The organism is Actinospineispora eucalypti (assembly GCF_039543365.1).
Classification (GTDB): Bacteria; Actinomycetota; Actinomycetes; order Mycobacteriales; family Pseudonocardiaceae; genus Pseudonocardia; species Pseudonocardia eucalypti.
In genome coordinates this window covers 744,140-766,567 of record NZ_BAABJP010000001.1, presented here as the reverse complement: position 1 = coordinate 766,567, position 22,428 = coordinate 744,140, and the positions used below count along the sequence as shown (strand labels likewise).

The following is a 22,428-nucleotide window of genomic DNA, read 5'->3' as shown; positions in this document are numbered from 1 at the left end:
CGCTTCTGCGTGACGGCCCGGTCTGATCGCGTCAGAAACCAGGGCCGTGGCCGTGCCCGTGGCCATGGCCGTGCCCACCGGCGGCGGGCGCCGGCTCCTCCGGCTTGTCCACCACGGTGGATTCCGTGGTGAGCACCATGCGGGCGATCGACGCGGCGTTGATCACCGCCGACTTGGCCACCTTGGCCGGGTCCACGATGCCGTCGGCAACCAGGTCACCGAAGGTCAGCGTGGCGGCGTTGAAGCCCTTGCCCCAGTCCTGGCCGGCCACCTTGGCGACCACGACCGAGCCCTCCTGACCGGCGTTGTTGGCGATCCACCGGACCGGGGACTCCAGCGCGCGGCGCACGATGGCCACACCGGTCGCCGCGTCGCCCTTCAGGCCGAGGCCGTCGGCCAGCTCGGCCGCCGCGTGCAGCAGGGCGGAGCCACCGCCGGGCACGATGCCCTCCTCGACCGCCGCGCGGGTGGCCGCGACGGCGTCCTCGATGCGGTGCTTGCGCTCCTTGAGGGCGGTCTCGGTGGCCGCCCCGACCTTGATCACCGCAACGCCGCCGGACAGCTTGGCCAGCCGTTCCTGCAGCTTCTCCCGGTCCCACTCGGAGTCGGTGGTCTCGATCTCGCCCTTGATCTGGGCGATCCGGGCCTGCACGTCGTCCTTGGCCCCGGCACCCTCGATGATCGTGGTGTCGTCCTTGGTGACCACGATGCGACGGGCCTTGCCCAGCACCTCGAGGCCGGCCTCGGACAGCTTCAGCCCGATCTCCGGGTTGATCACCTGCGCCGTGGTGGCGATGGCCAGGTCGTCCAGGAACGCCTTGCGCCGGTCGCCGAAGTACGGCGCCTTCACCGCACACACCCGCAGCGTCTTGCGGATCGAGTTGACCACCAGGGTGGACAGCGCCTCGCCCTCGACGTCCTCGGCCACGATGAGCAGCTGCTTGCCCTCGCCGAGCACCTTCTCCAGCAGCGGCAGCAGATCGGCGATGGCGCTGATCTTCTCCCGGTGCAACAGGATGTAGGCGTCCTCGAGCACCGCCTCCATGGACTCGGAGTCGGTGACGAAGTACGGGGACAGGTAGCCCTTGTCGAACGCCAGGCCCTCGGTGAGGGTCAGCTCGGTGGCCAGCGTGGAGCCTTCCTCCACGGTGATCACGCCGTTCTCGCCGACCGCGTCCATGGCCTGGCTGACCAGCTCACCGATCTCCACCTCCCGGGAGGAGACGGCGGCGACCTGGGCGATGTCCTTCTTGCCGGACACCGGTTTGGCCTTGGCCGACAGCACCTCGGCCACCTTGTCGGCGGCCGCCGCGATGCCCTGCCCGAGCGCGGACGGGTTGGCCCCGGCGGCCACGTTGCGCAGCCCCTCGGCGACCATCGCCTGGGCCAGCACCGTCGCCGTGGTGGTGCCGTCACCGGCCACGTCGTTGGTCTTGGTGGCCACGGTCTTGGCCAGCTGGGCACCCAGGTTCTCGAACGGGTCCTCCAGGTCGACCTCGCGGGCGATGGTGACACCGTCGTTGGTCACCGTGGGGCCGCCGAACTTCTTGTCCAGCACCACGTGCCGGCCCCTCGGGCCGAGGGTGACCTTGACCGCGTCGGCGAGCTGGTTCACCCCGCGTTCCAGCGCCCGCCGCGCCGACTCGTCGAAATTGATCTGCTTTGGCATTTCTCTCCTTTTACCGGCAGCCGAACGGGGAGACGCTGCCCGCGCCTCCGTCCTAAACGGCGACGACGCCGCCCCAGCCGGGGCCGGGGCGGCGTCGTTGCTACTTGATCCGAGGTGTCAGTTGACGACCGCGAGCACGTCGCGGGCGGAGAGGATGAGGTACTCCTCGCCGTTGTACTTGACCTCGGTGCCGCCGTACTTGGAGTAGATCACGACGTCGCCGACGCTCACGTCCACCGGAACCCGGTTGCCGTTGTCGTCGACCCGACCCGGGCCCACCGCCAGGACCTTGCCCTCCTGGGGCTTCTCCTTGGCGGTGTCCGGGATAACGATGCCAGACGCGGTCGTCGTCTCGGCCTCACTGGCCTGCACGACGATCTTGTCCTCGAGCGGCTTGATGTTCACGCTCGCCACGAGTGTGCCCTCCCCTTCCTGGGGTTCTGCGATCTGTTCTTCTCGAACGTCGGCTGCGGCGCCCCGCCGTCGCGGGTGCCGGGGCTCCGTGCTGCCGCGTAGTTGGCACTCTACCCACGAGAGTGCCAACGCTCAACGTCCACCCCTCGGCGCGCCGGGTGCCCGGCCCGGACGATCACCAGGCCAGAACCGGTGGACCGCCCATCCGCCCGGCTTCCGGCCCGCCGCCCCGGGCGTGATCGCCGTCAGCGGCGCTTCCGCCGCGAAATTCGAGGCTCAACCGCCACGAACGACGATCACCCAACTCCTGACAACCGGTGCGGAGTTCACCCGCCGTTAGCCGGCGCACGCTTTGCTGGGACCGTGCCCATCACACCCGTCTCCCGCCGTACCGCGTTGCGCGTCGGCGCGTTGTCCACGCTCGCCGTGGGAGCCGCCGCGTGCACGCCCGCACCCGCGCCCGCCACGCCTCCCGCACCCGCGCCCGCCGCACCGGCGCCTTCGGGGCTGTTCACACTGGGCGTGGCCTCCGGGGACCCGGGGCCGGACGGGATGGTGCTGTGGACCCGGCTGGCCCGCGACCCGGTGCACCCGGACGGGCTGGGCGGCATGCCCGGCGGCCCGACCGACACCATCGACGTGGACTGGGAGGTCGCCGCCGACCAGCGGTTCGCCGAGGTGCTGCAACGCGGCACCGCGCGCACCGGGGCCGAGCTGGGCTACGCGGTACACGTGGAACCGGTGGGGCTGCCCGCCGACCGGGAGCTCTGGTACCGGTTCCGGGCCGGCGGCGAGGTCTCCCCGGCCGGGCGCACCCGGACCACCCCGGCCGGCCCGGCCCTCAGCCCGCTGACCATGTGCTTCACCTCCTGCGCCCGCTACGAGCAGGGGCTGTTCACCGCGTACCGGCGGATCGCCGAGGAGCACCCGGACCTGGTGCTGCACCTGGGCGACTACACCTACGAGTACGGCGCGCAACCCTCGGGGAGCACCCCCGTGGTCCGGCCCATCCTGGGCGACGAGGAGCGCACCCTGGCCGACTACCGGCGCCGGTACGCCCAGTACCACGCCGACCCGGACCTGCGGGCCGCACACGCTATCGCGCCGTGGCTGCTGGTTTACGACGACCACGAGGTGGAGAACAACTGGGCCGACATGGTTCCGGAGAAGCCGGACCCGGACTTCCCGGCCCGCCGGGAGGCCGCGTTGCGCGCCTACTACGAGAACGTGCCGTTGCGCGCGAACGCCCGGCCCACCGGTGCGAGCATGCGGCTGTACCGGCGGGTGGCCTGGGGCGGGCTGGTCAACTTCCACATGCTGGACACCCGGCAGTACCGGGGCGACCAGCCGTGCGGGGACAAGTACCCCAGCGACTGCCCGGAGCGCACCGACCAGGCCCGCGGCCTGCTCGGCGCGGAGCAGGAGTCCTGGCTGCTGGACGGGTTCCGGGGCTCCACCGCCCGCTGGGACCTGCTCGGCCAGCAGGTCATGCTGTCCCAGCTGGCCATCCCCCGGGACGGCGCGCGCGTGTACAACCCGGACGCCTGGGACGGCTACGTCGGCCAGCGGGACCGGGTGGTGAACGGCTGGACCGAGGCGAAGGTGCGCAACCCCGTGGTGCTCACCGGCGACGTGCACGCGCACTGGGCGGCGGACGTGAAGACCCGGTTCGACGACCCGGCCTCGCCGGTGGTCGGCACCGAGCTGGTGAGCTCGTCGATCGCCTCCGGCGGGGACGGTTCGGAGGACCGCCCGGAGACCGCCGGCGTCCTGAAGGAGAACCCGCACATCAGGTTCTTCAACAACCGGCGCGGGTACGTGCGCACCCGGATCACCCCGGAGACGATCACCGCCGACTTCCGCGTGGTGCCCTATGTCTCCCGCCCCGACGCCCCGGCCGAAACCCGCGCCAGCTTCGTCATCGAGGACCGCAAGGCAGGGCTGAACCGGACTTGACGTCGGAGGTAGGAATTCCTACTCTTCGAGTATGAAAGCGACGGTTTCCGAAAAGGGGCAGGTGACGATCCCCAAGCAGCTCCGCAGGGAGCTGGGGATCGAGCCCGGCGAGACGCTGGAGTTCGCCGTGGAGGACGGGCGGCTGGTGGCCCACAAGGTACGCCAGCGCGACCCCGTGGACAGCGTGTACGGCATCCTCCGGGGCGGCCAGAGCGCGGACGAGTTCCTGAATGAGATTCGCGGACCCGTCGAACTGCCGTGATCACCGCCATTGACACCAACGTGCTGATAGACCTGTTCGTAGACGACCAGTTCGGGCCGGCGGCCCGAGATGCGGTGAGTCGGAGTCTGGACACCGGCCGGCTGGTGATTTGCGATGCGGTGTGGGCCGAGATCGTCGCCTACTTCGGCGATCCCAAGGCCGCCGATGATTCTCTGCGCGAGCTCGGCGCCGAGTTCTCGGCGCTGAACATGCTCTCGGCCTCGGCCGCCGGGGAAGCCTGGCGCGCTTATCGGCGAGCCGGCGGGCCACGAAGCCGGGTTGTCGCCGACTTCATGATTGGAGCGCACGGCACCCACCAGGCCGATCGACTACTGACCCGGGACCGCGGCGTTTTCCGGCGTTATTTTCCGAAGCTCACGGTTGTCGAGCCGGGCGGCGCATGGTGAACGCGTCGGCGCCGCTGGGGCGGTAGTAGTTGCGGCGCAGGCCCAGCCGTTCGAAACCGGTGTCCTCGTACAGCGCCAGCGCCGGCTCGTTGTCGGTGCGGACCTCGAGGAACACGACGGCGGACAGCTCGTCGGCGCGGGCCAGCAGGCCGGCCAGCAGGCGGCGGCCGATGCCCTGGCGCTGGTAGTCCGGGTGCACGCCGATGGTGTGGATCTCCGTCTCGGCGTGCGGCGGCCCGGCGATCAGGGCCAGTCCGCCGTAACCGGCCAGCCGGGTGCCGTCCCGCGCGGCCAGGTAGAAGTGGCCGACGGCCAGCTCGTCGCGGAACATCCGCGCCGACCACGGGTCGTCCCCGGGGAACAGCAGCTTCTCCAGCTGGGCGCAGGCCTCGGCGTCCTGCCGGTACAGCGGGCCGACGGTGATGGTGGGGCTGGTCATCTGGGCGGCCGGCTCAGGCGGTGACCCGCTTGCGCGCGGCCGGCGGCACCGCGTCCGGGCGGCGCAGGTACAGCGGCTCCAGCGGGTCCGGGGCGCGGCGGGCCAGCAGGTCGGCGCGGGCCACCGCGACCAGCCCGGCCGGGGTCGGCACCAGGCCGGGCAGCTCGGCCAGCCCGGACTCGGCGGCGAACCGGCCGGCCAGCGGCCCGGCCACCCGGTGAACGCCCAGCTCGCCGATGCGCCCGGCCAGCGCGGCCGGCGCCGACACCTCCGGGCCGCGGGTGCGCCGGCCGGCCCCGTCGTAGGCCGCCCAGTACACCTCCCGCCGCCGGGCGTCACTGACCACCACCAGCGGGTCACCCGGCGCGGCCACCGCCGCGACCGCGTCCAGCGAACAGACCCCGTACACCGGAACGTCCAGCGCGTCGCCCAGTGCGGCCGCGCTGACCAGGCCGACGCGCAGCCCGGTGAACGGCCCCGGCCCGTTGCCGCACACCACCGCGTCCACCTCGGCCAGCGGATAACCGGCCCGCGCGCAGACCTCGAGCGCGGCCGGCATCAGCTGCTCGCCGTGCTGCCGGGCGCCCGGCCGGACCAGCTCGGCCAGCACCTGTGGCCCGGCCGCGTCCAGGCGGACCAGACCGACCGTGACCACGTCCGTCGAGGTATCCAGGGCCAACACATGCACGCGGTCAGCCTACGACGGTCACCAGTCGGCGAGTACGGCCGGGAGATCGGAGAGGCGCTGGATGACCGCGTCCGGGTGCACGTCCACCGGCACCCGCTGGTCCTCCGGGATGTTGCTGTGCGGCACCAGCACCGCGCGCATGCCCACCGCCTTGGCCCCGGAGACGTCGTCGAACGGGCGGTCACCGACGTACACCGCCCGGCTCGGGTCGGTCACGCCGACGGCGGCCAGGACGGCTTGGAACGCCTCCGCGTGCGGCTTCGTCCAGTCCAGGTCGGAACTCCACACGCAGGCGTCGAACCGGTCGAACACGCCGTCCCGGCGCAGCCAGTCCTCGTGCCAGGCGGCCGGCCACGCGGTGGAGGACAGCACGCCCAGCGAGGCGCCGCGGGCCCGCAGCGCGTCCAGGGTGGGCGCCACCTCCGGGTCGGTGTGCGTGGCGAACACCCAGCGCTCCCGGTAGGCGGCCAGCGCCTCCTCCCGGTACGGCACGTCGCGGCCCAGCGCCTCGGCCGCGTCGGCCACCACCTCGGCCAGCCGGAACGCCCGGTGCGTCGCCTTGATCCGCGCCCACCGGCCCTGCTCGGCGGTCACCAGCGCCCGGGCCACCTCGGCCGCGCGCGGGTCGTCATCCGGGTGCAGGATGTCGGCGTAGGCCCGCCACTGGGTCAGGAGGTCGATCTCCTTCCACGGGGTCAGCGTGCCGCCCCAGTCGAAGATCACTGCCTCGATCATGCGCCCGTCCAGGTCAGCTCGGCCACCCGGCTGTCGTCGTCCCTCCTGGTCAGCCGCACCAGCAGGTGCCGGTCGGCCAGCGTCTCGGCCAGGCCCTCGCCCCACTCGACCACCACGGCCGCCGCGGCCAGGTCGGTGTCCAGGTCCAGGTCGTCCAGCTCGGCCCGGGCGTTGGCGCCGAAGTTGAGCCGGTAGGCGTCCACGTGCACCAGCGCCACGCCGCGGCCGTCCGGGGCCGGCGGGTGCTCGCGGGCGATCACGAAGGTCGGCGAGGTGACCGCACCGGTCACGCCGAGCCCGCGCCCGATCCCCCGGGCGAACACCGTCTTGCCGGCGCCGAGCGGCCCGGCCAGCAGCACCACGTCCCCTTTGTCCAGCCGCGCGCCGATGCGCGCGCCCAGCGCCTCGGTGTCCGCCTCGGTGGGCAACTCGTACCGGGTGGTTTCCTCGGTCATCATCGTCATGCTCGTTTCCGCAGCTTGCGCAGCGCGCCGACCACCCCGCCAGGCCGGTCGGCGGCCACCCGGCGCAGCAGTTCGGCCAGCGCCTCGTTCACCTGTTCCGGCTGCTCGATCATCGCCATATGGCCGACCCCGGGCAGCCGCACCATGGTGGCATCCGGCAGCTCGGCGGCGATCACCTCACCGTGCCGGAGCGGGATCATCCGGTCCGCCTCGCCGGCCACGATCAGCGTCCGGCACCGGGCCAGCGCGGGCAGGGCGGCCAGCCGGTCGTGGGTGTTCAGCGTGTCCACGAAGTCGATCAGCGCATCCACCGCGTTGGCACTGATCATCTGGTGCACGAAGTCCACCAGCCAGTGCGCCACCTTCCTGTCGCCGTAGGCGTAGGCCCGGGTGACGCCCCACACCAGGTCGCCGATCAGCCGCCTGGCCCGCTCCACCAGCCGGGGCTGCCATCCGGCCAGTGCGCCGACCGTCCTGGTCAGCGGGTTGTACCGGGACATGAAGGTGGCCGGCAGGCCCTGCGACCCGATCTCCCCGGCCGAGGTGCACAGCAGCGCCACGCCGGCGATCCGGTCGGCGAACAGCTCCGGGTGCCGCTCGGCCAGCGCCATGATCGCCATGCCGCCCATGGAGTGGCCGACCAGCACCACCGGCCCCTCCGGGGCCAGCGCCCGCAGCACCGCGTCCAGGTCCTCACCCAGCTGGGCGATGGTGCAGCTCTCCCGGGGCGGGCGCTCCGACCGGCCGTGCCCGCGCTGGTCGAACAGCACCAGGCGCACCCGGGGGTCGGCCAGCTCGGCCAGCGCCCGGCGCTGGAAGTGCCAGCACCGGCGGTCCAGCGCGAAGCCGTGCACCAGCACCACGGTCTGTGACGGCCCGTCGTTCCGCTTGCGGCCCCCGTTCGGGCCACCGGTGAGCTCGACCACCTCGGCGTCCAGCCGCACGCCGTCGTCCGCGGTCACCGACCACGGCGTGCCGGGCGGCAGCAGCCCCAGCTCGGGCGTCGCGCCGCTGTCCGCCTCGATCGCCCGGCGTTCCCTGGACAGGCGGGACCACCGGGTGGCCACGCCCACGGCGGCCCCGGTCGCGGCGGCGCCCAGGACGCCACCGATAACCCCGCCGGCGATCCGGCGTTTTCGGTTCACTCCGCCACCGTGCGGGACACCCGCCCGGCGCGCAACCCGGTAACGATCTCGTAGTGGATCGTGCCCAGCGCGTCGGCCCAGTCCTGGGCGGTCGGTTCGCCCCGGTCACCGGGGCCGAACAACACCGCCTCGTCACCCTCGGCGACCGGGTAGTCACCGCAGTCCACCATGACCTGGTCCATGCACACCCGGCCGACCACCGGCCGGGAGCGGCCGCCGATGAGCACCCGCATGCCTCCCACCCCGCTCGGCCGGCTGCCCAGCCGGCGCGGCACGCCGTCCGCGTAGCCGACCGGCAGCAGCGCCAGGGTGGTCTCCGCCGGGGTGCTCCACTCGTGCCCGTAGGAGACGCCCTCGCCGGCGGGCACCCGCTTCACCAGCGCGACCCGGGCCCGGAACGTCATCGCCGGGCGCAGCGGGGTGTCCGCCACCGGACGGCCGAGGGGATCCAGCCCGTACACCGCGATTCCCGCGCGGACCAGGTCGTAGTGCAGGTCCGGCCGGGTCATCGTGGCGGCCGAATTGGCGATGTGCCGGATCGGGTTGAGCCCGGCCTCGGTGGCCACCCGCCACGCCGCGTCCAGCCTCTGCGCCTGGGCGTCCAGCGTCGGGTTCGCCGGTTCGTCACCGTGCGCCAGGTGGGACCAGACCGCGAGCACCTCGACCGATCCGTCGGCGGCGGCCTTCGCGGCGGCGTCCACCAGCTCCGGCCAGTCCGCGGCCGCGCTGCCGTTGCGGCTCAACCCGGTGTCGATCTTCAAGTGGATCCGGGCCGGCCGGTCGGCCCGCCCGGCGGCCAGGCGCACGGCGGCCAGCTGGCGCACCGAGGCCACGGACAGGTCAACGCCTTCGGCCACGGCCGGCCGGTAGTCGTCGTCCGGCAGGTCCAGCCAGCTCAGCACCGGCGCGGTGATCCCGCCCGCACGCAGCGCCAGCGCCTCGCCCATCGTGCAGACACCCAGCCAGGTCGCGCCCGCCCGCAGTGCGGCGCGGGCCACCGGCACCGCCCCGTGGCCGTACCCGTCGGCCTTCAGCACGGCCATCATCGCCGCGCCGGACGCCGCCGCCGTGGACGCCAGGTACCGCACGTTGTGCTCGATCGCGGCCAGGTCGACGATCGCTTCGGCGCGTGGTGTCGCCGCGTCGGCCCCGGTCAGCGCGCCGTCTCCCGGCGATGTGGCGCCGGGCCCCTCAATGACGGACATGCTCTCCATGGTCTCATCCCCGGCTCGTAGCTTCTGTGAGCCCGCCCTCATCCTGGGGGCGAATCGGCCGGCCGAAGTCACCGAACCGGGGTACTGGAGTGACTGAACCAGCGTGCTGAAGTGACTGAATCAGCGTGCTGGAGTGACTGAATCAGCGTGCTGAAGTCACCGAACCAGCGTGCTGAAGTCACTGAACCAGCGTGCTGGAGTGACTGAATCGGGGTTAGGGGGTGCGGGTTTGGCGGATGGCTTCGGGGATGGCCGCTAGGAGTGCGCTCGCGCCGATGGGGATGCCGGGAGGGGGGCCGGCGGCGATCTGGGCGGCTCGGGCGTGCACGAAGGCGGCGCAGCCGGCGGCCCACCACGGGTCCAGGCCGGCGGCGAGCAGGGCGCCGATGAGGCCGGAGAGGACGTCCCCGGAACCCGCCGTGGCGGCCCAGGAGGAGCCGGCGGGGTTGGCCAGTGCGCGCCCGTCCGGGGCGGCGACCACGGTCACGTTGCCCTTGAGGAGCACCGTGGCCCGGAGCTTGGCGGCGGCGGCCCGGGCCGCGCCGACCCGGTCCGGGCCCACCTCGGCGCCGGTCAGCCGGGCGAACTCGCGGTCGTGCGGGGTGTAGACGGCCGGCAGTTCGTAGGCCGCGTCGGCCAGGTTCGGGTCGGCGCCGATCAGGGTGATCGCGTCGGCGTCCAGGCAGCACGGCAGGCCGGCGTCCAGCACCGACGCCAGCACGTCCCGGCCGGTGCCCCCGGTTCCGATGCCCGGTCCGACGGTCCACGCCTGCACCCGCCCGGTGTCGGCGACCGATCCGGCCGCGACCACTTCCGGCCAGCGCGAACGCACCTGGTCCGCGGCGCCGCCGGCGAACCGGACCATGCCCGAGGTGGCGGCGACCGCCGCCCCGGTGGCCAGCACGGCCGCCCCCGGGTACACCGCCGAACCGGCCGCGATGCCCACCACGCCCTGGGTGTACTTGTCGTCGGCCGGCCCGGGCACCGGCCAGCGCGCCGCCACGTCGGCCGCTTCCAGCTGGTAGAGGTCGGGGTCCGGCAGGTGCGGCGCGAGGCCGATGTCCACCAGCCGGACCGGCCCGCAGTGGTGCGGGGCCAGCGCGTGCACCGGCTTGCGGCCGCCGAAGGTCACCGTGGCGGTCGCGGTCACCGCCGGGCCGTCCACCGCGCCGGTGTCCGGGTCCACCCCGCTGGGCAGGTCCACCGCCAGGATCGGCACCCCGGCCGCCTCCGCCCGGGCGACCAGCTCGGCCGCCGCCGGGCGCAGCGCCCCCCGGCCGGAGATGCCGACGATTCCGTCGATCACCAGGTGCGCCCCGGCGACCGCGTCCCCGGCGGTGTCTCCGTCGGGCGCCCGCCCGATGCCCGCTCCGGCGGAGTCGCCCGTAAGCACCCGGCCCCGGACCCGGCGGAAGGCGGCCAGCCCGGCCGGGTGCGCCCGGTCCGGGGCCAGCAGCACGGCGGTCACCCGCGCGCCCCCTCGGCGCAGTTCGTAGCCGGCCCACAGCGCGTCCCCGCCGTTGTTTCCCGCGCCCACCAGCAGCGTCACCCGGCGGCCCGCCACCCCGCCGGTGTGTTCGCGGAGCAGGTCGGCGGCGTATCGGCCCACCCCGTGGGCCGCCCGCCGCATCAACGCCCCCTCCGGGGTCCGGGCCAGCAAGACGTCCTCAGCGGCCCGGATCCGGTCCGCACCCCACATCCCAAGCACGGGCCCCACGCTAGCGCGGAACGCGCTTGCCGAGCGTGCGCCCAGTCCGGCGCACGCGGGAAACGCAGCGCGCTCCGCACTCGCCGAGCGTGTGCCCAGTCCGGCGCACGCGGGAGACATCGTGCGGATCAACGCACGAGGCGCAGGGCTTCCCTGGGGCGCAACGCGTTGCGCATCCGCTGCATCGCCGCCGGGTCGTCCGAGCGGACCCGGGCGCGCGCCATCTCGGCGTAGACGATCTCCCAGTGTTCCAGGATCATGGGGTACAGAGCGGCCTCGGCGGCCGTCCGCACGGTCTGGTCCTCGGTGCCCAGCATGCGGATCAGTGCGGCGGCGGCCGCCGCGACCTCGCCGGTGCTGCGCCGGTCGTCGTTGGCGAAGTTGTTCATGTCGGGCTCCCCTTGAAGGTCGGTGGTCTCTACCACCCATGACCTATCCGACCAGGAACCGGTTGGGAGCCCTCCCCGAAATCTGAATAACGCTTTATCACTCCACGGTTACGGACTTGGCCAGGTTGCGCGGTTTGTCCACGTCGTAACCCCGCGCGCGGGCGATCTCCGCCGCCAGGACCTGCAACGGAACTGTGGACACCAGTGGCTGCAGCAGCGTCGGCACGGCCGGCACCTCGAGCAGGTGGTGGGCGAACGGGCGGATCGTCTCGTCACCCTCTTCAGCGATCACCACGGTGCGCGCGCCCCGCGCGGTGATCTCCTGGATGTTGGACAGCAGCTTGGCGTGCAGCACCGCCCGGCCCTTCGGCGACGGCATCACCACGACCACCGGCAGGCCCTGCTCGATCAGCGCGATCGGGCCGTGCTTGAGCTCGCCGGCGGCGAACGCCTCGGCGTGCATGTAGGCCAGCTCCTTGAGCTTGAGCGCGCCCTCCAGCGCCACCGGGTATCCCACGTGCCGGCCGAGGAAGAGCACCGCGCGGGACAGCGCCAGGTCGTAGGCCAGCTCGCGGGTGGCGTCCACCGCCTCCAGCGCGGAAGCCACCGCCGCCGGCATGGCCTCCAGCTCGGCGAACTCGCGCGCCACCTCGTCCGGGTACTTGGTGCCCCGGGCCTGGGCCAGGGCCAGCCCGACCAGGTAGGTGGCGGCGATCTGCGAGGTGAACGTCTTGGTCGCGGCGACCCCGATCTCCGGGCCGGCGTGGGTGTAGAGCACCGCGTCCGACTCGCGGGGAATCTGCGCGCCGTTGGTGTTGCAGATGGCCAGTACCCTGGCCTTCTGCTCCTTGGCGTGGCGCACCGCCTCCAGGGTGTCCATGGTCTCGCCGGACTGGGAGATCGCGACCACCAGCGTCTGCCGGTCCAGCACCGGGTCCCGGTAGCGGAACTCGGACGCCAGCTCGACCTCCACGGGCAGGCGCGTCCAGTGCTCGATGGCGTACTTGGCCAGCAGGCCGGAGTGGTAGGCGGTGCCGCAGGCCACCACGAACACCTTGTCCACGTCACGCAGGTCGGCGTCGGCCAGGCGCTGCTCGTCCAGCACGATCCGCCGGTCGATCAGGTGTCCGCGCAGGGTGTCCGCGATCGCGGTGGGCTGCTCCTCGATCTCCTTGAGCATGAAGTAGTCGTGGCCGCCCTTCTCGGCGGCGGCCAGGTCCCAGGTGACCCGGAACGGCTTGACCTCGACCGGCTCGCCGGCGAAGTCGGTGACCGTGTAGCCGTCGGCGGTGATGGTGACCACCTGGTCCTGGCCCAGCTCGACGGCGTCCCGGGTGTGCTCGATGAACGCGGCCACGTCCGAGCCGAGGAAGGTCTCCCCGTCCCCGAGGCCCACCACCAGCGGTGAGGACCGGCGGGCCGCGACGATCTCGCCCGGCCGGTCGGCATGGGTGAACAGCAGGGTGAACGCGCCCTCCAGCCGGCGGCTGACCGCACGCACGCTGGCCGCGAGGTCACCGGCCGTGGGGCCTTCGTCGTAGGCGCGGGCCACCAGGTGGGCGGTGGCCTCGGTGTCGGTGTCGCTGGTCAGCTCGACCCCGTCGGCCTCCAGCCCGGCGCGCAGCGCGATGAAGTTCTCGATGATGCCGTTGTGCACCACGGCGACCTTGCCCGCGTTGTCCCGGTGCGGGTGGGCGTTGCGGTCGGTGGGTCCGCCGTGGGTGGCCCAGCGGGTGTGCCCCATTCCGGTGGTCCCGTTGAACTGGGTGGTGCCGACCTCGGCCAGCCGGGTCTCCAGGTTGGCCAGCGGGCCGGCCTTGCGTTCGACGGCCAGCCCTCCGGCGCCGTCCAGCACCGCCACCCCGGCCGAGTCGTAGCCCCGGTACTCCAGCCGGCGCAGGCCGTCCAGGATGACGTCCAGCGCCGGCCGGCTGCCTACGTAGCCCACGATTCCGCACATGCGCCCCACTCTAACGAGGGGCAAATGGGCGCCTCGTCCTGATGGGATAGCGTCTGGGCCGTGGTTCGTACCCGAGCACCGAAGGCGCCGGACCTGCCTGGATCGGCCAAGAAGGCAATCGCCGCGCTGGGCGGCGACGGCCCGCACCCGGTGCTGCGCGGTGACCTGGGGCTGGTCGGGCTGCCCGGCGTGCTCTACACCCCGGCGACCGGGCTGGGCCGGCCGGCGGTGGCGTTCGGCCACGACTGGATGCAGACCCCCCAGCGGTACCTGCCGTTGCTGCGCCACCTGGCTTCCTGGGGCATCGTGGCGGCCGCGCCCGGCACGTTCCGAGGCCCGGTGCCCAGCCACGCCCGGTTCAGCGCCGACCTGCGCACCACGCTCGAGGTGTGCGCCAACGTCCGGCTGGGCGAGGGCAGGATCAGTGTGGACCCGACCCGGCTGGCCCTGGCCGGGCACGGCATGGGCGGCGGCTGCGCGGTGCTCGCGGCGGCCGACCGGGAGTCACTCGGCGAGCCGGTGGCGGCGGTGGCCACGCTGGCGCTCTCCGAGACCTACCCCTCGGCGATCGCGGCCGCCGAACGGGTGCACGCGCCCGCGCTGCACCTCGCGGCGGGCAAGGACCAGGTCAGCCCGCTGCCCGGGAACGCGGAACCGGTGGCCACCGAGTGGGCCGGGCCGGTGCTGCTGCGCAACCTGCCCAAGGCCAACCACCTCGGCTTCCTGTCCGGGCGGAACTGGTTCGACACGCTGCTCGCCGGCAAGCCGCACACCGGCACCGCACGCCTCTCCCGCGCCCTCCTGACCGCCTTCCTGCTCCGCGTCTTCACCGGAGACGGCAAGCTGGACGAGGTCGCCTACGGCGACCTCAAACGCACCGAAATCCTCCTGGCCCGCTAACCCCGATTCAGTCACTTCAGCAGGCTGATTCAGTCACTTCAGCAGGCCAAAGTGACTGAATCGGTGTGCCGGAGTGACTGAATCGGTGTGCCGGAGTGACTGGATCAGGGGGTGGATGCGACTACCGCGGCCAACGCGGTGGCCACTCGGTCGGCTTCCTCACTCGTGGGGGCTTCGACCATGACGCGGACCAGTTGTTCGGTGCCGGAGGGGCGGAGCAGGACGCGGCCGTGGTCACCCAGCTCGGCCTCGGCCTTGGCGACCGCTTCACGTACCTCGGGCGCGTCGGCGACGGCGGCCTTGTCGGCGACCCGCACGTTGTGCAGCACCTGCGGCAGCACCTCGACCACGCCGGCCAGCTCGGCCAGCCCGCGACCGGTGGACGCCATCCGGGCCATCAGCCGCAGCGCGGTGAGCAGGCCGTCACCGGTGGTGGCGTGGCCGGGCAGCACCACGTGCCCGGACTGCTCGCCCCCCAGCGTGTAGCCGCCGGCGCGCAGCTCGGCCAGCACGTACCGGTCGCCCACCGCCGTGGTTCGCACCGTGATGCCGGCCTGGTTCATCGCCAGGTGCAGGCCCAGGTTGCTCATCACCGTGGCCACCAGCGTGTCCGCCCGCAGCTCCCCGCTCTCCCGCAGGGCCAGCGCGAGCACCGCCATGATCTGGTCGCCGTCCACTGGTGCGCCGGAGGCGTCCACCGCCAGGCAGCGGTCGGCGTCACCGTCGTGGGCGATGCCCAGGTCGGCGCCGTGCGTGCGCACGGCGCCGGCGACCACGTCCAGGTGCGTGGACCCGCACCCCTCGTTGATGTTCAGCCCGTCCGGCTCGGCGTTGATGGCGATCACTTCGGCGCCGGCCCGCCGGTACGCCTCGGGGGCCAGCGTGGACGCGGCGCCGTTCGCGCAGTCCACCACCACGCGCAGCCCGGCCAGCGAGGCCACCGGGGAGCCGTGCAGGCCGGCCACCAGAAGGTGACGAAGATAACGCTCGCCGGCGTCCTTCAGCTCCCGCACGCGGCCGACCTCGGCGCCGGTGGGACGGGTACGCGGCGCGTCCAGGCGCGCCTCGACGGCGTCCTCGACCGCGTCCGGCAGCTTGTGCCCGCCCTCGGCGAACAGCTTCACGCCGTTGTCCGGCATCGGGTTGTGCGACGCGGAGATCATCACGCCCAGGTCGGCGCCCAGATCCGCGACCAGGTGCGCCACCGCCGGGGTGGGCAACACCCCGGCGCACAGCACGTCCGCCCCGGCCGAGGCGAGCCCGGCGGCAACCGCCGCCTCGAGCATCTCCCCGCTGGCCCTGGGATCCCGGCCGACCACGGCGACCGGTCGGTGCGACCGGTCCTTCTCCGCGAGTACCTGCGCCGCCGCCGATGCGACGGACAGCGCCAACTCGGGAGTCAGCTCGACGTTGGCCAGGCCCCGGACGCCGTCTGTACCGAACAGCCGGCCCATCGGCCGATCAGCGCTTGCTGTACTGCGGGGCCTTGCGGGCCTTCTTCAGGCCGTACTTCTTGCGCTCCTTGACCCGCGCGTCCCGGGTCAGGAAACCGGCCGACTTGAGCGCCGGGCGGTCTTCGCTGTCCAGCTCGATCAGCGCGCGGGCGATGGCCAGGCGCAGCGCGCCGGCCTGCCCGGAGATGCCGCCGCCGCGCAGGCTGGCCAGCACGTCGTAGGACTCCGCCTTGTCCAAGGTGGTCAGCGGGTCCTTGACCAGCTGCTGGTGCACCTTGTTCGGGAAGTAGGTCGCCAGGTCCTTGCCGTTCAGCCGGAAGCTGCCGTTGCCCGGGACGAGCCGGACGCGGACCACGGCCTCCTTGCGGCGGCCGACGGTCTGCACCGGCTTGCCGCTGACCTTCTCAGCGACCTTCTCCGGCGCCTTCTCGCTGACCGGCGTCTCCTCGACGGGGGTGCTCACCTGCTGTGCCTCTTCCACTTCTGCGTTCTGCTCGTCGCTCACTGGCTGACCTGCGTGATCTCGAAGGGCTGGGGCTGCTGCGCGCTGTGCGGGTGCGTCGGGCCGGCGTAGACCTTCAGCTTCTTGCCCATCGCCCGGCCCAGCTTGTTCTTCGGCAGCATGCCCTTCACCGCCTTCTCCACCAGCCGGTCGGGGTGCTTGTCCAGCATCTCGCCGACCGAGCGCTGGCGCAGGCCGCCCGGGTAGCCGCTGTGCTTGTAGACGAACTTGTCCTCGCGCTTGTTGCCCGAGACGGCCACCTTCTCCGCGTTCACGATGACCACGAAGTCACCGGTGTCCACGTGCGGGGCGAAGATCGGCTTGTGCTTGCCGCGCAGCAGGGTGGCGGCGTGGGTGGCCAGCCGGCCGAGCACGACGTCGGTCGCGTCGATGACATGCCAGGCCCGGTCGACCTCGGCGGGCTTCGGACTGAACGTGCGCACGGACCTACCTCGTCGTCTCTTACCAGCGGGAGCTTTGGGGTGCCCGGACCAGCTCGACCACGAGTCCAACCGAACGTCCTCGGCACAACGACCTCCGAGGATACGCGTCGCGTTCCGGCAGGGTCAAAACGGGTGGGTGCAGGGCCCGCAACGAGGGCCCCGCAACCGCCCCACGTCACTCAGGTCCACCGGGCCGCGTTGGCCTGCTCGACCCGCTGGTACTGCTCGTTCGCGTGCCCCAGGGCCACCCCGATCTGGGAGAGCACCTGGTTCAGGTCGGCGGCCGCCGTGTCCCATTTGCGCTGCTGGGCCTGGTACTGCTCGGCCGCCGCGCCGGTCCAGGTGGCCACCATCGGCTGCAGGAACCGCTTGAGGTCCTCCAGCTGCTGGTTCATCTGCTGCGCGGTGGTCACCACGCTCTGCTGGGCGTTACCGATCTCACCAAAGGTCACCAAGATCTCGGGCATCTGCTCTCCTCGAACTCTGGTCGGTGGTCGCGCGGCTCAGCCGAGCGCGGAGCGGATCTGCGACATGGACTGGGTGTGCGCCTCTTCAGCCTGCTGGTAGTTGCGCCCGGAGCCGGAGATCGCCTCGCCGATGCCGCGCAGCGCCTCGTTGAGGTTCCGCGCGTCGGTGTCCCAGCGGATCATCAGCTGCTGGAACGCGGTGGCCGCCTCGCCGCGCCAGGCACCGGCCAGCGGCTCCAGCTGGCCCCTCAGGCCGGCGAGGCGGCCCTGCACCTGCTCGTTCACCTGGAGGACATGCTGCGCGGCGCGCTGCATCTCCTCGGTCGTGGTCCCGTACCTGCCTGCCATCCTCGATCACTGCCTCTCGCCGCGGCACCGGCCGGGCGGCCGGTGCTGGTGCCCGTCACGCTGGCAGCCGGCCCCTTCCCGGCACGGCCGAACGACCGGTTTCGTGTGCGATTGCGAACACCGGTGGGTGTTGCGTATCTCCACGCAGAGCCATAGCGGCCTCAGCCGGGCAGCGGGCGGACCGTGGCGACCACCCGGGCGCAGGCCTCGCGCACCGGTCCGGCGCCCGGCGGCGTGTGCTGGCAGCCGACGGAAAGCTGGTTGTCCCGGTCGAACACCACGTACCAGTCCACCTCCGCGCCGAGCCCCGGCAGGAGCTGGCGGTAGCTGATCGCCGCCCGGCCGGCGAACCGGGCGCGCGGGTCCAGCCGGTCCAGGACCGCCCCGTCCCGTATCGCCCGGTGGTACCGGTCCACCAGCTCCCGTTCCGCCCGGGCCGGCTCGGCCCGCGCGTCGTAGCCCAGCGGTCGGCGTTCCAGCGCGATCAGTTCCACGCCGCGCGGCGCCGCCACCGGGGTGAGCACCACCCGCCGCGCCGACGGCTCGCCGCCGGTGTGCGCCCAGCCCTCGGGCAGCCGCGCGGCGTAGCCGTACTGGGCGAGCAGGTCACCCGCCACCGGCTCGGGCACGGCGACGTCCGCGAACCAGAGCACGGCGGCGGTGACCAACGCGGCCGCCAACCCCGCCCGGGCCGGCGTGACCCATTCCCCGCGCGCCCGGGATTGCGGCGGAATCAGCCCGGCGCCGAGGGTCACCCGCCGTCACCCGGGCCTTCCAGATCCGGTTCGTACCAGGCCACCTGCATGCGCCGCTTGCCATACCGGCGGCCGACCAGCACGCCCCGCCCCGGCGGCAGCGGCTCCGGGCGGAGCCCGTCCAGGATCGGCCCCTCGTCGGGCGGGCCGCTCATCATCAGCCCCGGCGTGGCCAGCTCCCGCAGCCGGCTGAACACCGGCTCGAACATCGCCCGGCCGACCCCGCCGCAGCGCCGGGCCAGCACCAGGTGCAGGCCGACGTCCTTGGCCTGGGGCAGGAACTCCATCAGCGGCAACAGCGGGTTGGCCGAACCGGCCGCCCCGGCGCCGGCCCCGGCAACCAGGTCGTAGTCGTCCACCAACAGGTACAGCTCCGGGCCGGACCACCAGGACCGGTCCCGCAGCCGCGCCGGGGTCACGTCCGGGCCGGGCAAACGCCGGCGCAGCGAGTCGGCGATGTCCCGGACCACCTCGGCGGCCACCTTGGCGCCGCTGGCGTAACCAATCAGGTGGCTGTCCGGGACCTGGCCGAGCAGCGTGCGCCGGTAGTCCACCAGCACGATCCGCGCCCGTTCCGGGTCCAGCCCGCGAACCACGCCGCCGGCCAGCACGCGCAGCAGGTTGGTCTTGCCGGACTCGTCGTCGGCCAGGCAGATCAGGTGCGGGTCGGCGTCGAAGTCCAGCAGTACCGGCTCCAGCCGCGCCTCGTCCACCCCGATCGGCAGCACGTGCGGGGACCCGGACCCGGCGAGGGCGAGCACCTCCGAGTAGTCGATCCGGTCCGGCAGCAGCCGCACGGAGGGCACCGGCGGCTCCTCCCAGGCGTCGGCGAGGGCGGCCACGGTGGCTGCGAGATCGTCACCCAGTGTGTCGATCATGGGCCGGGCTATGACGCACTGGGCGCCGTCGGCCGTCAGCCCGTGGCCGGGCTTCGCCGGCACCGACGCCGCACGCCGCCGGTCGAAATCCGAGTCGGACGGATCACCCAGGCGCAGTTCGACCCGGGTTCCCAGGAGATCCTTCAGCGCGGGGCGCAGCTCGGTCCACCGGTTCGCGGACACCACCAGGTGGATGCCGTAGGACAGCCCCCGGGTGGCCAGCGGCAGCAGCTGCTGCTCCAGTTCCTCGTACTCGCTACGCAGCGTGAGGTACCCGTCGACCACCAGCAGCACGTCGCCGTGCGGATCGGCGAACTCCCCGCGCGCCTTCCGGCGGCGGAACTCGGCCGCCGAGTCGATGCCGGCGGCCCGGAAGGAGCGCTCCCGGTCGGCCAGCAGCGCGGTCAGCTCGGCGACCGTGCGGCGCACCTGGTCCGGCTGCTGGCGGTCCGCCACCCCGCCGCAGTGCGGCAGCCCGGACAGCGCGGCCAGCATGCCCCCGCCGAAGTCCAGCGCGTACATGGACAGCTCGCGCGGCGTGTGGCTCAGCGCCAGGCCGAGCATCAGGGTGCGCAGCACGGTGGACTTTCCGGACTGCGGCGCGCCGACCACCACGCCGTGCCCGGCCGCCCCGGAGAGGTCCACCCACAGCGGGTCCCAGCGCTGGTGGAACGGCCGGTCGATCAGGCCCAGCGCCAGCCGCAGCTCGCCCGGCGCCTGGGTGCCCAGCCCTCGCGGGCCCCGGCCCAGCGCGGGCAGCAGGGTGTCCAGCGCGGGCGGCTCCTCCAGCGGCGGCAGCCAGACCGGGTGCGCCGGCGGCCCCTGGCCGATCAGGGCGGTCACCATTTCGTCCATGACGCTGGGCGCGTTCGGCGCGTTCGCCGGCCCGCTGGACACCGGGAACGCCCCCGTGCCCGGCGACCCGTCCGCCAGAACCAGCGCGCCGTCGAACACCAGGGTCGGTTCGGAATCCCGCTCGCGCGGGTCCGGCCCCACCCGGGTCGAGCTGAACGCCACCGGCCGGCGGGGCGCACCGGCCACCGAGGCCGGCCCGGCGGTCGCCGCGCGCGGCCCGGAGACGTAGGCGGCGCGGAACCGGACCAGCTCGTCGGTGCCCAGCGCCAGGTAGCCGGAGCCCGGCATGGGCGGCAGGTTGTACGCGTCGGGCACGCCCAGCACCGCGCGCGACTCCGCCGGGGAGAACGTGCGCAGCCCGATCCGGTAGGACAGGTGCGACTCCAGCCCGCGCAACCGGCCCTCGTCCAGCCGCTGCGAGGCCAGCAACAGGTGCATCTGCAGCGAGCGGCCCAGCCGGCCGATGGTCACCATCAGGTCCACCAGCTCGGGCCGCTGGGCCAGCATCTCGGAGAACTCGTCCACCACGATGAACAGCGCCGGCAGCGGCGGCAGCCCGGCGCCGGTCCGAGGGGCGGTGCGGCGGTGCCGCTCGTAGTCGGCCACGCTGGCGAAGTTGCCCGCCTTGCGCAGCAGCTCCTGCCGGCGGTTGATCTCCCCGGCCAGCGCGTCGGCCATCCGGTCCACCAGGGAGAGCTCGTCGGCCAGGTTGGTGATCACGGCGGAGACGTGCGGCAGCCCGGCCATGCCGAGAAAGGTCGCGCCGCCCTTGAAGTCGATCAGCACCAGGTTCAGCTCGTCCGAGGGGTGGGTGGCGACCAGCCCGAGCAGCAGCGTGCGCAGCAGCTCCGACTTGCCGGAGCCGGTGGCGCCGATGCACAGCCCGTGCGGCCCGGACCCGCCCTGCGCGGACTCCTTGATGTCCAGCAGCACCGGTTCGCCGTGCTCGCCGATGCCGATCGGCACGCGCAGCCGGTCCACCGGCGAATCCCGCCAGCGCGCCCGGGCCAGCGCCACCGTCGCCGGGTCGTCGATGCCCAGCAGCTCGGGCAGGCCGACGGTGCCGCGCAGCGGGCGGCCGGTGTCCGGCTCGCTCTCCCGAGGGGCGCGGAACCGGGCCATCCGGCGGGCCAGCACGCTCGCCTCGGCCAGGCCCAGGCCGTCCGGCCGGCCGATCCACCGGGTATCCACCGGTCCTCGCCCGGTCTGCACGCCGGCGCCCAGCCGTTCGGCGTCCACCAGCAGCGCCAGCTCGCCGCGTTCCCCGCCGGCCGGCACGCCCTCGGTGGCGGTGGTGGGCGAGGTGGGCAGCTCGGCGACGCGCAACACGGTGACCTCCGGGCGGTCCAGCCACTGCGCGCCAGCCCGCCGCACGTCCACGCCGTCCACCACGACCAGCAGCCGCGCCGCCCCCTCCGTCCCGCCGCCCGGGATCGCGGTCAGCCAGTCCAGCACGTCGCCCGGCGCCGAGCTGACCATGCGCAGCGCGCCGATCTGGTCGGTGAGCGCCGGGTGCTGCGCGTGCGGCAGCCACTTCACCCAGTCCCAGTGGGGCATCGCGGCCGGCGAGGCGATCACCGCGACCAGCGCGTTCGCCGGGCTGTGCCACACCGTGTACTGCGCCAGGACCGCCCGGGCCAGTTCCAGCGCCGGGGCCCGGCCGTGCGGACCGGCCAGCGGGTGCAGGCTGACCCGGCGCAGCGCGCCGAAGGCCACCGCCACCGGCAGGTCCGGCACCACGGCGTGCGCCCGCAGCAACCGGCGCAACGCCCAGGCGCACACCGGCTCCAGCTCGTCCAGCGGCCCGGTCTGCGGCGCCACCAGCCGGGTAGCCAGCCGCTGCCGCCCCCGGCCGACCCGCAGCTGGGCGAAGTCGGGATCGGTGTCCCGGCGCTCCCACAGCCGGTCCGACTGGAGCAGGCCGAGCAGCGCCGCCGGGTCCGGGTGGGTCCACTCCAGCGACGCCCGCTGGCGCGCGGCCACCTCCCGGATCCGGCGCCGCACCTGGGCCAGGTAGCGCAGGTAGTCACGGCGGTTCTCGTCGGTCTCCGCCCGCTGGCTGCCGCCCCGGCCCATGCCGCCGGCCATCATGCCGATGGTGGACAGCGCGAAGATCCCGCCGAACACCCAGGACGTCGGGCTGGACGGGTTCTGCATGCCCATCACCACGATGAACCCGACCGAGCCGAGGATCATCAACGCCGGCATCAGCTTCTGACCGAGCCCGGCCGGCACCGGCTTGGCCGGCTCCGGCGGCGGCTCCATCGGCAGCTCGCCGCCGGGCAACCGGGGCGCCGGCCGGCGGGGCGCGCGGCGCACCACGCGGGTACTCATCGGCGCCTCCCGAAAGAATCCGTTTCCCAAACCGCCCTCACG

22 protein-coding genes are annotated in these 22,428 nt (G+C 73.4%); 4 read left to right on the top strand and 18 right to left on the bottom strand.

Annotation, left to right across the window (positions count from 1 at the left end):
• Positions 1-31: 31 nt before the first annotated feature.
• Together groL and groES are read right to left on the bottom strand one after the other, a co-directional pair.
• The gene (gene groL, locus ABEB12_RS03700; RefSeq protein ID WP_185058957.1) at positions 32-1,669 is read right to left on the bottom strand and encodes a chaperonin GroEL; all 1,638 of its coding nucleotides are present in this window, start codon (positions 1,667-1,669) and stop codon (positions 32-34) included.
• A 117-nt stretch (positions 1,670-1,786) separates the two neighbouring features.
• On the bottom strand, positions 1,787-2,083 hold the full coding sequence (gene groES, locus ABEB12_RS03695; protein ID WP_028926881.1) for a co-chaperone GroES: 297 nt from the start codon (positions 2,081-2,083) through the stop codon (positions 1,787-1,789).
• A gap of 369 nt (positions 2,084-2,452) precedes the next feature.
• On the opposite strand from groES, the gene ABEB12_RS03690 reads away from it, so the two are divergent.
• The 3 genes from ABEB12_RS03690 to ABEB12_RS03680 are packed head-to-tail and all read left to right on the top strand — an operon-like array spanning position 2,453 to position 4,708.
• Positions 2,453-4,039 (top strand): alkaline phosphatase D family protein, encoded by a 1,587-nt coding sequence (locus ABEB12_RS03690; RefSeq protein WP_185061101.1) that lies wholly within the window; start codon positions 2,453-2,455, stop codon positions 4,037-4,039.
• A gap of 31 nt (positions 4,040-4,070) precedes the next feature.
• Positions 4,071-4,301 (top strand): AbrB/MazE/SpoVT family DNA-binding domain-containing protein, encoded by a 231-nt coding sequence (locus ABEB12_RS03685; RefSeq protein WP_185058956.1) that lies wholly within the window; start codon positions 4,071-4,073, stop codon positions 4,299-4,301.
• Positions 4,298-4,708 (top strand): PIN domain-containing protein, encoded by a 411-nt coding sequence (locus ABEB12_RS03680; RefSeq protein WP_185058955.1) that lies wholly within the window; start codon positions 4,298-4,300, stop codon positions 4,706-4,708. The genes ABEB12_RS03685 and ABEB12_RS03680 overlap by 4 nt, the downstream gene beginning before the upstream one ends.
• Here the strand turns inward: ABEB12_RS03680 and rimI are convergent.
• The 9 genes from rimI to glmS all read right to left on the bottom strand — a co-directional run bounded on the left by rimI (position 4,677) and on the right by glmS (position 13,450).
• Positions 4,677-5,147 carry a ribosomal protein S18-alanine N-acetyltransferase gene (gene rimI, locus ABEB12_RS03675; protein ID WP_185058954.1) on the bottom strand — a complete coding sequence of 157 codons (471 nt, stop codon included), beginning with the start codon at positions 5,145-5,147 and terminating at the stop codon, positions 4,677-4,679. The two genes, ABEB12_RS03680 and rimI, sit on opposite strands and share 32 nt — an antisense overlap.
• 13 nt (positions 5,148-5,160) lie before the next feature.
• Positions 5,161-5,835, bottom strand: a complete 675-nt coding sequence (gene tsaB, locus ABEB12_RS03670) for a tRNA (adenosine(37)-N6)-threonylcarbamoyltransferase complex dimerization subunit type 1 TsaB (RefSeq protein ID WP_185058953.1) — start codon at positions 5,833-5,835, stop codon at positions 5,161-5,163.
• Positions 5,836-5,853: 18 nt separating this feature from the next.
• The gene (locus ABEB12_RS03665) at positions 5,854-6,570 is read right to left on the bottom strand and encodes an HAD-IA family hydrolase (RefSeq protein WP_185058952.1); all 717 of its coding nucleotides are present in this window, start codon (positions 6,568-6,570) and stop codon (positions 5,854-5,856) included.
• Positions 6,567-7,034, bottom strand: coding sequence for a tRNA (adenosine(37)-N6)-threonylcarbamoyltransferase complex ATPase subunit type 1 TsaE (tsaE, locus tag ABEB12_RS03660; RefSeq protein ID WP_425572194.1), 468 nt, complete (start codon positions 7,032-7,034; stop codon positions 6,567-6,569). The genes ABEB12_RS03665 and tsaE overlap by 4 nt, the downstream gene beginning before the upstream one ends.
• Positions 7,031-8,179 (bottom strand): alpha/beta fold hydrolase, encoded by a 1,149-nt coding sequence (locus tag ABEB12_RS03655; protein ID WP_185058951.1) that lies wholly within the window; start codon positions 8,177-8,179, stop codon positions 7,031-7,033. The genes tsaE and ABEB12_RS03655 overlap by 4 nt, the downstream gene beginning before the upstream one ends.
• The gene (alr, locus tag ABEB12_RS03650; protein WP_185058950.1) at positions 8,176-9,384 is read right to left on the bottom strand and encodes an alanine racemase; all 1,209 of its coding nucleotides are present in this window, start codon (positions 9,382-9,384) and stop codon (positions 8,176-8,178) included. The genes ABEB12_RS03655 and alr overlap by 4 nt, the downstream gene beginning before the upstream one ends.
• Positions 9,385-9,607: 223 nt before the next feature.
• A complete protein-coding gene (locus ABEB12_RS03645; RefSeq protein ID WP_185058949.1) occupies positions 9,608-11,101 on the bottom strand; it encodes an NAD(P)H-hydrate dehydratase in 1,494 nt (497 codons plus the stop codon).
• 128 nt (positions 11,102-11,229) lie between these two features.
• Complete coding sequence (locus tag ABEB12_RS03640) at positions 11,230-11,490, bottom strand: hypothetical protein (protein ID WP_185058948.1); 261 nt, start codon at positions 11,488-11,490, stop codon at positions 11,230-11,232.
• 97 nt (positions 11,491-11,587) lie between these two features.
• Positions 11,588-13,450 carry a glutamine--fructose-6-phosphate transaminase (isomerizing) gene (glmS, locus tag ABEB12_RS03635; RefSeq protein WP_185058947.1) on the bottom strand — a complete coding sequence of 621 codons (1,863 nt, stop codon included), beginning with the start codon at positions 13,448-13,450 and terminating at the stop codon, positions 11,588-11,590.
• Positions 13,451-13,510: 60 nt separating this feature from the next.
• Here glmS and ABEB12_RS03630 point away from each other — a divergent pair, with 60 nt between their 5' ends.
• A complete protein-coding gene (locus ABEB12_RS03630) occupies positions 13,511-14,350 on the top strand; it encodes a dienelactone hydrolase family protein (protein ID WP_345702507.1) in 840 nt (279 codons plus the stop codon).
• 104 nt (positions 14,351-14,454) lie between these two features.
• Here the strand turns inward: ABEB12_RS03630 and glmM are convergent, their stop codons facing one another.
• The 7 genes from glmM to eccCa all read right to left on the bottom strand — a co-directional run bounded on the left by glmM (position 14,455) and on the right by eccCa (position 22,386).
• The gene (gene glmM, locus ABEB12_RS03625; RefSeq protein WP_185058946.1) at positions 14,455-15,804 is read right to left on the bottom strand and encodes a phosphoglucosamine mutase; all 1,350 of its coding nucleotides are present in this window, start codon (positions 15,802-15,804) and stop codon (positions 14,455-14,457) included.
• 7 nt (positions 15,805-15,811) lie between these two features.
• Positions 15,812-16,267 carry a 30S ribosomal protein S9 gene (gene rpsI / locus ABEB12_RS03620; RefSeq protein ID WP_185061098.1) on the bottom strand — a complete coding sequence of 152 codons (456 nt, stop codon included), beginning with the start codon at positions 16,265-16,267 and terminating at the stop codon, positions 15,812-15,814.
• A gap of 38 nt (positions 16,268-16,305) precedes the next feature.
• Entirely contained in the window at positions 16,306-16,749 is a 444-nt protein-coding gene (rplM, locus tag ABEB12_RS03615) for a 50S ribosomal protein L13 (protein ID WP_185058945.1), read from the bottom strand.
• 179 nt (positions 16,750-16,928) lie between these two features.
• Complete coding sequence (locus ABEB12_RS03610; protein ID WP_185058944.1) at positions 16,929-17,216, bottom strand: WXG100 family type VII secretion target; 288 nt, start codon at positions 17,214-17,216, stop codon at positions 16,929-16,931.
• Positions 17,217-17,252: 36 nt separating this feature from the next.
• Positions 17,253-17,564 (bottom strand): WXG100 family type VII secretion target, encoded by a 312-nt coding sequence (locus tag ABEB12_RS03605; protein ID WP_221497541.1) that lies wholly within the window; start codon positions 17,562-17,564, stop codon positions 17,253-17,255.
• Between the two features lie 161 nt (positions 17,565-17,725).
• Positions 17,726-18,319 (bottom strand): type VII secretion-associated protein, encoded by a 594-nt coding sequence (locus tag ABEB12_RS03600; protein ID WP_185058943.1) that lies wholly within the window; start codon positions 18,317-18,319, stop codon positions 17,726-17,728.
• The gene (gene eccCa / locus ABEB12_RS03595) at positions 18,316-22,386 is read right to left on the bottom strand and encodes a type VII secretion protein EccCa (protein ID WP_185058942.1); all 4,071 of its coding nucleotides are present in this window, start codon (positions 22,384-22,386) and stop codon (positions 18,316-18,318) included. The genes ABEB12_RS03600 and eccCa overlap by 4 nt, the downstream gene beginning before the upstream one ends.
• Positions 22,387-22,428 lie beyond the last annotated feature (42 nt).